Annotated in this window: 9 protein-coding genes; 6 read left to right on the top strand and 3 right to left on the bottom strand. The window is 43.8% G+C overall.

Annotated features, from left to right (window positions below):
- Positions 1 to 18: 18 nt before the first annotated feature.
- Positions 19 to 3,921: a beta-ketoacyl synthase N-terminal-like domain-containing protein gene (locus tag AQULUS_RS12320; RefSeq protein WP_148340567.1), complete on the top strand. Its 3,903-nt coding sequence runs from the start codon at positions 19 to 21 to the stop codon at positions 3,919 to 3,921.
- Positions 3,922 to 4,009: 88 nt separating this feature from the next.
- Here AQULUS_RS12320 and AQULUS_RS12315 read toward each other — a convergent pair whose 3' ends face one another.
- Complete coding sequence (locus tag AQULUS_RS12315; RefSeq protein ID WP_232051926.1) at positions 4,010 to 5,293, bottom strand: OmpP1/FadL family transporter; 1,284 nt, start codon at positions 5,291 to 5,293, stop codon at positions 4,010 to 4,012.
- 93 nt (positions 5,294 to 5,386) lie between these two features.
- Here AQULUS_RS12315 and AQULUS_RS12310 point away from each other — a divergent pair, with 93 nt between their 5' ends.
- Both AQULUS_RS12310 and AQULUS_RS12305 read left to right on the top strand, forming a co-directional pair.
- On the top strand, positions 5,387 to 6,166 hold the full coding sequence (locus AQULUS_RS12310; protein ID WP_148340566.1) for a class I SAM-dependent methyltransferase: 780 nt from the start codon (positions 5,387 to 5,389) through the stop codon (positions 6,164 to 6,166).
- A 71-nt stretch (positions 6,167 to 6,237) separates the two neighbouring features.
- On the top strand, positions 6,238 to 8,337 hold the full coding sequence (locus tag AQULUS_RS12305; protein WP_148340565.1) for a putative bifunctional diguanylate cyclase/phosphodiesterase: 2,100 nt from the start codon (positions 6,238 to 6,240) through the stop codon (positions 8,335 to 8,337).
- Positions 8,338 to 8,409: 72 nt separating this feature from the next.
- On the opposite strand, the gene glsA is transcribed toward AQULUS_RS12305, so the two are convergent.
- A complete protein-coding gene (gene glsA / locus AQULUS_RS12300) occupies positions 8,410 to 9,435 on the bottom strand; it encodes a glutaminase A (protein WP_148340564.1) in 1,026 nt (341 codons plus the stop codon).
- A 359-nt stretch (positions 9,436 to 9,794) separates the two neighbouring features.
- Here glsA and AQULUS_RS12295 point away from each other — a divergent pair, with 359 nt between their 5' ends.
- Both AQULUS_RS12295 and AQULUS_RS12290 read left to right on the top strand, forming a co-directional pair.
- Positions 9,795 to 10,004 (top strand): cold-shock protein, encoded by a 210-nt coding sequence (locus AQULUS_RS12295; RefSeq protein ID WP_148340563.1) that lies wholly within the window; start codon positions 9,795 to 9,797, stop codon positions 10,002 to 10,004.
- Between the two features lie 136 nt (positions 10,005 to 10,140).
- On the top strand, positions 10,141 to 11,268 hold the full coding sequence (locus AQULUS_RS12290; RefSeq protein ID WP_148340562.1) for a DEAD/DEAH box helicase: 1,128 nt from the start codon (positions 10,141 to 10,143) through the stop codon (positions 11,266 to 11,268).
- A gap of 86 nt (positions 11,269 to 11,354) precedes the next feature.
- Here the strand turns inward: AQULUS_RS12290 and AQULUS_RS12285 are convergent, their stop codons facing one another.
- Entirely contained in the window at positions 11,355 to 12,263 is a 909-nt protein-coding gene (locus AQULUS_RS12285; protein WP_148340561.1) for a replication initiation protein, read from the bottom strand.
- Positions 12,264 to 12,353: 90 nt separating this feature from the next.
- On the opposite strand from AQULUS_RS12285, the gene AQULUS_RS12280 reads away from it, so the two are divergent.
- On the top strand, positions 12,354 to 13,151 hold the full coding sequence (locus AQULUS_RS12280) for a sulfite exporter TauE/SafE family protein (protein WP_148340560.1): 798 nt from the start codon (positions 12,354 to 12,356) through the stop codon (positions 13,149 to 13,151).
- The last annotated feature ends 88 nt before the right edge of the window (positions 13,152 to 13,239 follow it).

Here is a 13,239-nt window from a genome sequence, read left to right as displayed (position 1 = left end):
CAATGAAAGGGATGAGTCATGGATGAACAGATAACATTGCAGAAAGCATTATTTACCATTAAAAAACTCAAACAGATGATTCTAGAGCGGCAAGACAAGGCGGCGCGTCAACCTATCGCCATTACCGGAATAAGCTGTCGCTTCCCCCAGGCGCCAGGCAAGGATGCCTACTGGAAACTGTTATGTGAGGGCCGCAATATCATCTCTAACATGCCTGAATCCCGATGGGAACTGTTAAAAGGCACGCATGAAGCTGCGCTGCGTGATTCTGCCTATCCCTACTGGGGCGGTTTTTTGCCGGATATCAGCGCGTTTGACGCTTATTTTTTTGGCATCAGTCCTCGTGAAGCTGCTCGCATGGATCCTCAGCACCAGCTAATGCTGGAAGTGGCTTATGAAGCTTTTGAAGACGCCGGACTGACAATCGACAAGCTTGCCGGCTCTAATACGGGTGTTTTTTCAAGTTTATATGTCAGTCAATTAATGCATATGCAGCAAATGGATTCAGAAATGGATGCGTTGTATCTTCCGACAGGAAACGCGATCAGCATCGCGGCAAACCGGCTTTCGTATCTTTTTGATTTGCGCGGCCCCAGTGTGATCATTGATTCCGCCTGTTCCTCATCGATGGCTTCTTTGCATCTTGCGTGTCTCAATCTGCTGAGCCAGTCGTGTGATACGGCGATTGTGTGCGGTGCCAAGCTGAATTTGCTGCCCTATGTCAATTTCGTCCTTACCAAGGCAAAAATGCTTTCGGTGGATGGACAATGTAAAACCTTCGATGCGGGGGCGAATGGTTATGTGCAAGGCGAAGGCGTCGGAGCGATAATATTGAAGCCGCTGGACAAGGCGATCAGGGATAACGACCGTATCTATGCGGTGATTACGGGCAGTGCTGTCAATCAGGATGGCAAAACCAATGGCCTGACGGCACCTAACGGGTTACAGCAGGAAGCCTTGTTGAAATCCGCATATGAGGCTTCAGGCACGGATCCACAGAATATTTCATATGTTGAATGCCATGGAACCGGTACTTTTTTGGGAGATCCTATCGAAATTCAGGCGTTGGGCGAAGTCGTAGGCAGAAACCGTGATATTAACCGGCCTTGCTGGATAGGCTCTGTCAAGACCAACATCGGCCATCTTGAACCGGCAGCCGGAATTGCGAGCATGATCAAGGTTGCGCTGGCATTATATCATGGTCAAATTCCTCCGCATCTCAATCTTTCAACTCCCAACCCTCATATCCCATTTGAAAAGTATCGATTCAAGGTGCCCCGCAAAGTGGAAGACTGGCCTCGATATGGCACTCATCGTATCGCAGGTGTCAGCGGGTTTGGTTTTGGCGGGACCAATGCGCATGTGGTTATGCGTGAAATCTTGCCGGGTGAGAAACCGGCGTTTGTCTCATCTGCCCTTGTCAGGCCGGAACTGTTTACTCTCTCGGCCAAAGATCAGGCTGCATTAAAACAGTATGTTCACGCATGGCGCGGATTTCTTGAAGAGCATCCTGCCTTAAACCTGTCACAGATTTGTTATTCCCTGCATACCAGAAGATCACATTATTTTTGCAGGCTCGCCGTTAGCGCGTGTAGTATTTCTGATCTTGCCGCCGCTTTACATCTGCTTTGCGAAAGTGATTTTAATGAGATGATGGTACCGGATAATGTCTATCTGGACTTGAATAGGAAGAAGAATCAACAAGGATATTTAAAAGGCGGTATGGAAGAAATTCCATTAACTGAATTGGCGTCCGCCTATGTGAGCGGCGCCAATATTGACTGGCATGCGTTCGAAAAAGGCAGAAGTTTTCCTCATATGGATATGCCTTTGTATCCCTGGCAACATAAAGATTACTGGCCTCCGCTGATCAATCATCATGCTGAAAGACACGCGGCAAACTCATATCCTCTCCAGGGCAAACGCCTGGATTCACCCTTAAATACCTTGCAGTTTGAGTTTATCATTGACAAAAATTACATGCCGGATTTGCAGGACACCTACAATGTTGTTCATGCCGGCTATTACATGGAAATTTTCGCATTCATTGCCGGTCACATCCGGCAGCGCCCAGGGTTTACCATTGAAAACCATGAGTTTCTATCACCTTTATTCATGTTGAATGATGCAAGCATTACCATTCAGGTCACGGTGGAGCAAGCCGGCGATGATCAATACCAGTATCATTTCTACAGTCATACCGGCACTCAAAAACATTGGGCGCATCATGCTCAGGGATGGATTCATTTCAAAACGGCCGTGCCGCCAGTGATCGATGATCTGGATGCTATCAAAAATCAGTCTCTCTTCAATGAAACAGCCGATTCTTTGTATGAAAGGATTACTGCGATGGGAATGCCTGCGGGTGAAAGCATACGCTGGACCCGTAAGTTCTGGCTTGGAAAAAACTCCATTCTGTGCGAATTCAGCCAGCCGCAATCGACAGTGGCAAAAAACGGATTGTTCATGCTCAAAATCCATCCTGGCGTGATTGATGCCTCTATCCAGCCCATATTCCAGTTGCTGCCGCCCGAATTGATCAAACCATATATTGCGTCAGGCGTAAAAAAAGCCGTGTATCATGGCATAAAAAGCGGCCCTTATTATCTGCTGGGAATACTGGATCATCTGAATGATAACGATGCGCGGATCACAGCGAATTGTTATCTGATCAACGAGGGCAGGCAAGTGATAGCTGAATTCGAGGGGATGACCTTAACCCAGCTCGATAATCGCATGCAAATGGAAAGAATTGTCCATGCCAAGGAGGCGCATATCAAAATCGATCTCGCCGCATTGCCGGAAGCGGAGCGAAAGACATATGTCATGCATTTTCTTGTGCAGCAAATTGCGGTCATTTTTTCCATGCCTGAACAAGATGTTGCGGTTAATCAATCCCTGCGGGATATGGGTATTGACTCGCTGATGGCGATAGTGTTGATGAGAACATTGGAAATGGGTCTTGGTGTGAATTATGCCATCCAGGATTTGCTGGAAGGGCCGACGATTGAAGAAATCGCCGCCAATGTGTTGAATGCTGTCGCAGGCCGGTCAGGGGTACTGGAGGACAAGACGGTCACACAGTTTGCGGGCAGGCAGACCAATCCATGGATTGCCTATAGGCAGCCTCAGTCAGAGGCAAAATATCGTTTATTCTGTTTTCCATACGGTGGCGGCGGTGCGTCAATATACCGCGGCTGGCAGGAAAACATCTCCCGCTTGATTGAAGTCTGTCCCGTTCAATTACCAGGCCGTGAAAGCAGGCTTGATGAAATGCCCATCGGCAATATCAACACTCTGGTTGCCGTCCTGGCTGAGCAGTTACGTGATGAGCTTGACCGGCCTTTTGCCTTCTTTGGCCATAGTTTTGGTTCATTGATTGCGTTCGAATTGACACGCTATTTACGCAAACATAAATTACCGCAGCCAGTTCACTTATTCGCATCCGCTTTTCCTGATCCGCGCACTCCCACTAAAAGTCTAGACATTATTCTCAGGCAATTACAGGACATCAATGTGAACCTGTTTGATTGTCATCAGCCCGGGTTTATTTCCCGGCTTAGTGACGAGACTCTAGCGCGTGTGTCCGCCATATTCAATGAAAACGGAATTGATGAATATGGCGATTCCTTGATGAACAAGGAAATTACCAGGGTCTTGCTGCCTATTTTCAGCGGTGATATGGGTATCGTGAAAAGTTATCAATATTATGAAGATGATGCTCTGGATATTCCCATTACTGTCTTCGCTGGCAGGAAGGATACCTGGGTAGCATACGAAGATCATCTGAACTGGAGTGATCACACCCGGCAGCGCTGTGAAATCCATGCGTTTGACAGGGGTCATCTGTTTATCCGAGAAGAAGAGATTCGGTCTAGCATGATGCACAAGATCAGTCTCGCACTGGAAAATGCAGTGTAATGAATGTGACCATATTTTGAATGCCAGCCGCTGTCGCTGCAAGGCGATGGCGCGCTTTATGATATCCAATACGCGAGACAGTTCGGTGCTAGGTCAGGTTCCATGCAATCTGCGCGCCAAATACATTGGTAGCGGTATTGTTGTGGCCGACTGCTTTCGTAAGAGCGTTGGCATAATCCACGGATTCTTGTTTGAAAAAGGAATGACCGTAGCCGATGTCATAACCCACGCACAAGTTTTGTTGATAATGCAAGCCCAGGCCGATCACGATTGCTCTTCCTATCGGATCCGCTACGCCTCTGTCGCGGTCATTTGACGGCGTATTCATATATTGAACGCCTGTGCGCAGCAGCCATTGTGGTGAAGGCTTGTAGCTTAGGCCAAGCGAATAATCAAAGGTGTTGTGGTAATTAAAAGGAATCGTGACTGAAGTAATATTTCCCCCGGGGATGACGACTCTTTTCATGGTGATTTTTTCGAAAGTGCGCCAATTGGTATAAAATGCGGTTCCCATGATAGACCAGCGAGAATTGAGATCTTGCTGTATGCTTAATTGCGCCCGTGCCGGCAAGCCAGCGTTTGTCTTGTTATTTTCAATCTTGATTCTGCCTGGAGGAAAGGAGCCAAATACTTCACTTGATCCTGTCGTATGCATCATGACCATGGAATTGAAGCTGGCTCCCACGCGCGTCGCGGGCAGTACCTGGTATAAAATCCCGCCATGCCAGCCGTATCCCCAGCCCGACAGATAATTTTGTCCCACTGTATCGGTAAACGCGAGCGGCGGCCCATAAATATTGTTCAATTTGAATGCCAGTCGGACAGCATCCAGACCAAGTCCAAACGAGAATTTGTCATTCACTTTTACGCCCAGGCTGGGGCCCATATCAACGGCAAGCACTTGTGAACGGGTCGCAGCATAACGCACGATGGAATCCGTGCCATAATTGGTGCCCAAGGCGAACGGGACTGTTACGCCAAATCCGAAAGCCAGCCTGTTATTGATAGGGGCCGCGTAATAAAAAGAAGGAAAAAAAGCGCTTAATTGACTGGATGCGGTTCCTGACTGGCTGATGGTTAAGGGGAATGAAAACGGCGGGGTTTGGGTGGAACCGGTGAAACGGGTATGTCCTTTCAGGCCCAGTGCAGCTATCACCAACTGCTGCCGGTCAATGTTGACTAAACCCGCCGGGTTGGTATAGGTCGTGCTGGCATCGCTGGCTGCTGTCGCCCAGTCTGCATAGGCATTGCCCAGACCGGCGGCGTTAATAAATGGAATATTAAAGTCGGATGCGCAGACGGGGGAGGACAAGGCCAGGGCGGTGCAGATCCAGCCAGCGCGGCAATAGGTATTCATGAATGTCCTTTCCATTATGAAAATTCCTTTTAAATACAGAATATACTACTATAATCAAATGAATAATGGATAATATTTCCTCAATTTGAATCCAGGGAGCAGGGCGGCATGGGACGTATGCATTTGTTTGAGCTGGAAGATAAATCGTGGTGTCCGCGGGTTATTCGTGAAACAACCACGGATTTTCTGCTGGGGATTTATAATGTTTTTAATATCTATGAGCCGGCTTATGAAAAAATAGTCGAGATACTGGACAAAACGGGTTCTGATACCATCATAGATTGTTGTTCAGGCAGCGGTGGCCCTATCAGGCGCTTGCGTGATCATCTGGATAAATCCGGAAAATCCTTAGTCGTCATTAACCTGACGGATAAATATCCTAATGCAAGCGCTTTTGCCAGTCTTCAGGCGCGATACCCGGAAAAAATTGTTGGGCATGATCAGTCTCTTGACGCAAGCAAACTTCCGCCAGAGATGCAGGGGATGCGGACATTCTTTTCCTCATTCCATCATTTTCAACCGGATGAGGCGGTCAACATACTCCAGGATGCCGTAAATAATCAGGTTCCTATTGCCATATTTGAAACGACTCAAAGACATCCCATGGATTTTATTCGCGCGTTGCTCAGCCCTATTCTGATCTTGCTGATCTTGCCGTTTTCCAGACGCATGACCTGGAAAAAATTCTTTTTTACTTATCTTGTGCCTGTCACACCCTGGACTAACTGCTGGGATTATATTGTTTCAAATCTTCGGACATATTCCACAAAGGAAATGCAAGGTTTGATCAAACAACTGCACGCGCCGGGTTATTACTTTGAAACGGGCAAACTGTGGTCCAGGCGCGCACGCAGCCAGGTACCCTATTTGATCGGCTATAAACTATAATCATTATATAATTGCGGGATTAATTTGCATGAATATATATCATTTATGGTGATTATGTTTAAGGAATACGCATGAATGATATTTTAAAAGTAGGTACTTCAAGCGAAGCTTCACGCTTAACATCCAGTGAAGCGGATGACATTGAGAAAAAAATAGATTATGAGATCATCAAAACGCACCATAGCATGCTCTTGCTCGGTGCGATAGCCAATTATATCGGCGGTGCGTTTTATATTTTACTTCTTATGCATCATGATGACAGTGCAGAAGAAAAAAACCTGATTGTCTGGTATTTGATTCTGGTGATAACCAACACTATCAATATTCTCTGGGCTCTGCGATATCATGGCAGCGTCACCATTGATGCTCTTAAAAAATGGCGAAAGGTATTTCTGTTTATATTGGCCGCCATCTGTTTGACCTGGAGCAGCATAGGCATATTTTTTATCAGCGGCAGTATTTATTATCAGTTCACAACATTGACATTTCTACTCGCCGTTCTGATTTGCTTCAGTTTTTCATCCATTACAGATTTTACAGTAGCTGCAATTAGCATTGTCTGCCTTCTGGCACCCGTGATCGTCTTTAGAACCTCTATAGGCTTGCATAATTTTCTCACGACGCAACATGATCCCTTTATCAATCTCGGTGTCAGCGGAAGTTTTCTGGTATTGGGAATTTTCATGATGATTGCTTGTTATATAGGGCAGCGCATGGTGAGAAAATTCTTCAGACTCAGTTTTGAAAATATCCTGCTGAGCGACAAATTGAAAATGGCGAATGAATTTCTTGAGCAGCGCGTAAAAGAGCGCACAATCGAGCTGGAGAATTCACTTAAACTGGTGAAATACCAGGCCACGCATGATTTGCTGACGGAGCTCCCCAATAGACGCTTATTGGTTGAATATGTTCATGATGCAATTGAAAAATCCATAAAAAATAATAACATGTTCGCTATTGCCTGCGTCAGCATTAACGAAATCAAAAAAATCAATGAAGCGCTGGGAATGACGACTGGGGAGCAGGTTTTGAAGCGTATATCGCGCCGGTTTCAAAATATCATGAATGACAATGCGAGCGCTGGCAACAAGGTGGTGACTTATTTGCCGACCATCTCGCGGCAGGATGTATTTATCGTTCTGATTCATCCGTTTGATAATTTGAATGAAGTCATCCCAAAAGTGGAATTTCTTTTTTCATTATTTAAAGATCCGGTGATTATTTTAGATCAATCCATACATCTTACTGCCAGTATTGGTGTCAGCATATATCCCAGAGACAGCCTGGATGTGAATGAGCTGATCATGCATTCACACGCGGCATCCATCATTGCAGAGCAGCGCGGCGGAAATAATGTATTAGTCTATGAGGTTGGTATCGACACGGATTTGGCCAGGAAGCTGAAAATGGAAAATCAATTGCATAACGCCCTGAACAATCATGAATTCATGCTGAAATACCAGCCGTTCATCGACTTGAAGACCGGTAAAATATGTGGAATGGAAGCATTGATCCGCTGGAATAATCCCCTGTTGGGAACGGTGCGCCCGGACGAATTTATTCCTATCGCAGAAGCGAATGGAACCATTATTCCCATTGGTGAATGGGTCTTGCGCACGGCGTGCATGCAGACGGCCAAATGGCATTCTCAGGGATATAATAAACTGCAGATTTCTGTCAATCTTTCCGCCAAGCAGTTCAAGGAAAGAAATATTATCAAAGTCATTTCGGACACGCTCGCACAAACCGGGCTTGATCCTCAATATCTCAAGCTGGAATTGACAGAATCAAAAGCATTCAGGGAAGACGTGGTTCCTATTATTCATGAAATATCAGCCATGGGTATTTTGCTCTCCATTGACGATTTCGGCACGGGTTATTCGGCGTTTTCTAACCTCAAACTGTTTGAAATCGATCAAATAAAAATTGATAAATCGTTTATAGATGACATTGCAACAAACAAAGACAGTAAGGATATTGTCAGGAACACGATTGCCCTGGGAAAAAGAATGCAGATAAAGGTATTGGCTGAAGGTGTGGAGACCGGAAAGCAGATTGAAATATTAAGAAAATACGGATGTGACATGATCCAGGGCTATTATTTCAGCAAGCCGCTGGATGCGGAAGCATTCACGAGCTTGCTAAATGAGCATGAGATGATATCCACTTGATATTAATCAGGTCAAGCAGCGTGCTATCATTGACTGTGAAATCATTTTATACCTGTACTCAAGTTCACTTGATTATATACGGTTCATGTTTTTGTTTCCTAGAAGGTGTAAATTCCAGCGCTGCGAGATTTCTTTGATAACTTGTTGCGCGCGGACACTGTTTCCTGCTTTATCCAGCGGCGGCGAGAAAACCGCAATAGCCATTTTACCCGGGACAACGGCTAATATACCGCCGCCCACACCGCTTTTTGCAGGTATTCCAACCGTCCAAAACCAGATACCGCTATTTTCATATAATCCATTAATTACCATTTCAGAAAGGACATCTTGTACTTCTTTAGAAGAAATGACTCGTTGATGTGTTTGAGGATTAACACCTTGATTTGCCAATGTGGCGCCCATTAAAGCCAACTGACGGGCAGTGATCATAATGGAACATGCTTTAGTATACCTGTCTACAGCATCGAGCGGATCGCTCGCCATCATTCCGTAAGAATCAAGTAACTCAGCAATGCCACGATTATGTTGATTTGTTGCCATTTCAGATTGATACACAGACTTGCCTAAATATGGATTGCCATCACTTAGTTTTTTTATAAAATCGAGTGCACGCTGCCATTTTTCATGGCTGGTCTTGCCTTTGATAAGACTTGTTATTTGAATTGCGCCTGCATTGACTAAGGGATTTTGTAAATGATCTTGCTTTTCTTCTATAGCCATGACTGAATTAAAACTATGGCCTGTCGCATTCAGGCCCACTTTTTCCGTGACAATTTTCTCGCCATTGTCATGCAACGCAAGAGCATAAATAAAAGGTTTTGAAATCGATTCTATGGCAAATGGAACGTCAGCATCGCCAATGGATTGGATGTCTCCATTCACTGTAACAATCGCGATTCCAAACAGAGTTGGATCCACTTTGGCGAGTTCAGGGATATAATCTGCGTTTTTGCCGCCTTTTTTATCTTTATATTCCCGGTAAACATCATTAAGCGCTTGTTTGATGTCACGCGGATTGCTTATCCAGTTTGCAAAACCATTAGTTGAAATCAGGACAATTAACAATGCAAAAAATAATACATTATGTTTTTTGATCATATCGATTACTCAATATTTGGAAAGAATTCATTTTATAGTATAAATGGCATTACATTTTATTCAGACAGGTAATTTTATTGATTTGATTATCCCATTTGACTCGATCATGGCATGGCAGTCTGAATCAGTATTCAGGATTATAGACTAAAGAATGCTGTACCAACAATTTCCTTTATTGTCCTGTCTTGAAATAACGTCCATTTTCAGGCCGTGGCGGCGGGTGATAAAGAAGAGCTGGACGTGCGTGGCCGCATATGATATTCTTTATTACCGTGTGATTCATTACTCCGCAATTTCTCCTCAAGTGCAGTAGCAGTCAACAAGGCGTTTTTCATATAAAACTAAAGGTTAATCAATTTATGGCTATTCGTGAAAAGGGAACCGTCAAGTGGTTCAATAGTGACAAAGGATATGGATTTATACAACGTGCTCAAGGTGACGATATATTCGTGCATTTCCGCTCAATCACAGGAGAAGGATTCCGTACGCTTGAAGAAGGGCAGTTTGTAACATTCACTGTTAAACAAGGTCAAAAAGGATCACAGGCTGAAAACGTATCAGTTGAATAAAATAAATAGGAGTTTTGGCACTAGCATTTATGCTTACAGAATTCGCGAGTATAATCTAATAATCCTGCCCATCCTGATCTGTCTTGACTTTTAACCGTGAAGATGGTTTTAAAATAAGAAAATATGAGTATTTACAATGAGTTTTGATTCGTTCAATTTACACCCGTGTGTTTTAAACAATATACATGCGTTAGGCTATATCACTCCAACACCCATACAAAACCAAAGCATTCCTCCGATACTTTCAGGCAAGGATGTAATGGGTCTGGCACAAACTGGAACCGGCAAGACAGCTGCTTTTGCATTGCCTGTTGTCAATCGTCTCTTGACGGGGCCACGCTCTTGTATTCGCGCACTTGTTGTTGCGCCTACCCGGGAACTGGCGCAGCAGATCAATGATGCATTTGTTGAATTATGTCAGGGAACAGGGTTGCGTATTTTGACGCTTTATGGCGGTGTTAACATTAAATCGCAAATCAAGGCTCTGGAAAACGGCGTAGAAATTATAGTCGCGTGTCCCGGGCGTTTGTTGGACCATGTGCAACAAAAAACAATTAATCTCTCCAGGGTTGAAATGCTGGTGCTTGATGAGGCTGATCAAATGCTGGATATGGGTTTTTTACCCAGTATACGCAGAATTCTGAATCACTTGCCTAAGTCACGACAAACATTGTTGTTTTCAGCGACGATGGCATACAATATTGATGAGTTGGCATATGAAGTATTACACAATCCAGTCAGGGTGAAAATTGGCAATATCACGCCCGCCTCTTCAGTGAGGCAGGCATTGTTTCCTGTGGCGTCCCATCTCAAATCAAAATTGCTGATTGAGATATTGCGCAAGACAGATATTGAATCTGTACTGGTATTCACGCGTACCAAACATGGTGCCAAAAAAGTGGCGAAAAAACTGGAAGAAGCGGGTTTCCGTGCTACTTCATTGCAGGGAAATTTGTCCCAGAATAATCGGCAGAGAGCGATGGATGGTTTTCGTGACGGGACTATTCAGATACTCGTTGCGACGGATATAGCTTCAAGAGGCATTGATGTGTCAAAGATCTCCCACGTTATCAACTATGATATGCCTAACACTGTAGAAGCCTATATTCATCGTATTGGCCGAACCGGTCGCGCGGATAAAACAGGTGAAGCCTATACGCTTGTAACACATGAAGATGATAACGAGGTGCGCAATATTGAACGTGTGCTTGGTAACCGGTTGGAACAGTGCAATTTGCGAGATTTTGATTACTCGCATGCATGACATTGAGCGCGTTGTTTGTCGCAGTTAAGTCATTTAACGAAGTAAAGTTAAAAAAGCCTGTTTAAAAGGAATATGAGACAGCTGTCTCAATCCTTGGTTTTTGTTAGCAACTGGCGCTCTACCCATTTAAACCATAAATCTGGTCTATCAAATTCTTCTTCTGTTATCCTTTTATTTTTCTTCTCTGCCGTTTTGCGCGCCAAATCAAAAAATTTGCGTCGCTCATCGGTTTCAGCGTTTAAAAGATAAGCATAGGCGCGCTCCATATCTGGATTATCGATAAATAATCGAGGGCGTTTGGGAGGGATTACATTTTCCGTGTTTGAAATATCGCGCTTGCTGGTCATCTCAAAAATGACATCCGTTACTTTCATTCCCTTACGCTTAGTAAAGTATTTCACAGCAAAGCTTGCGTAAGAATTTATTTCCTTGATTGCCGGAACTAAGGCAAACCGATCTAGATCACTAAAGTTAGTCAGTTTGCCTTCGTGAATATGTAAACGACTGCGTAAATCGGTTATTTCTAGGGACAATGTTGATTTTTTGGCATAATGCGCGGTAGCTAATATTTCATACAATAAATTACTATATTTTTGAGTAAAGTGGGCTTGAATAAGGCTCTTCTCCAAGATAATCGGATCCTTGAATAACATCTTGCACTCAACAGGGTAAGAATATGTAACCTGTTCCAATTTTTCATCTAATTCTGCTTTTTCTAATAAACTTGTAATATTCCATTTCCCATCGACCTCATATTCAATGAGCGTTCTTATCAGCCTTCGAAACGACTCCTTTAGTCTTTCAAGCGGCGGCAGCCCTGCGCCATATACTCCTATCAATTCAGTCAGTAAAATCTTAAAACTGTCTTGTTTTAAAAAATGATGGAATGCATTATGCAGCAAATAGTTATATAACCTTCTGTCCGCGAGAGTAAGCGGGGTTGAGCTTGCAAGAAAAAGATTTTGAATCAATATCTTTTGTGTAGATTTTTTCATGTCAAACAAAGCGCCTTTATTAAGAGTATTTACATAATAAAACTCGTAACATATAATATCATATTATCATGCAATTTGTAAGGTATTCTTATGCTTGACTTGATTATGATATGCTTCATTGCGGGCGGCCTGGGTGCGATATTGCAAGGCATGGTGGGTGTCGGAACTGGAATTGTTATTATTCCATTGCTTACATTTATTCTGCCTGGTTATGGTATTCCTCAGGATATGGCAATACATATCGCATTAGCAACCTCCATGGCAGCAATCGTTACTAATTCATTTAGCGCTCTTATCAGCCATCATAAGCGCGGTAATGTTCAATGGCATATTTTTAAGAAAATTATCTTGTTCAGCGTAATTGGATCCTGTCTTGGAGCCTTGGCAGCCAGCATCACTTCTGGCCGATACCTTGAGAGTATTTTTGGCATTTTTATGCTATTTACCGCTGCTTACATGTTAGTTAAAGAATCAGCTGTCGATATTACAGACACCGCTCCAATATTATCTTTACCAAAGATGGCAACAGGCGGATTTGGCATTGGTTTTGTCGCAAGTGTTATCGGGACTGGCGGCGGTATATTAATGGTTCCATTTTTACATTCCCTTAATGTTAAGATGCGATACGCAGTGGGCACCTCGACTCTGATTGGATTGCCCGTTGCAATTATTGGTGCCGTTACTTATGTTGTTGCAGGATTATCACAAATGCACTCATCTTCTGTTACGATTGGTTATGTGCATTGGCCAGCGTTTCTTGCTATTTCATTGGCTGGAATTATCTGTGCCCCGATTGGCGCTAGACTTGCAACCATCTTGCCTGCAAAAATATTACAGAAAGCATTTGCTCTTTGCATGGCAATTGTTGGTTTGAAAATGCTATTTTAACTACAATGCTGAATTCGCTTTAGAGAGAAAAAACTGTCTCCTTATTGCTAAAGGAAATGGCTCTGATGAACTTGATAAGTTGTGTTTT

This window comes from Aquicella siphonis, from assembly GCF_902459485.1.
Taxonomy (GTDB): domain Bacteria; phylum Pseudomonadota; class Gammaproteobacteria; order DSM-16500; family DSM-16500; genus Aquicella; species Aquicella siphonis.
This window is presented reverse-complemented; position numbering and strand designations above follow the sequence as displayed.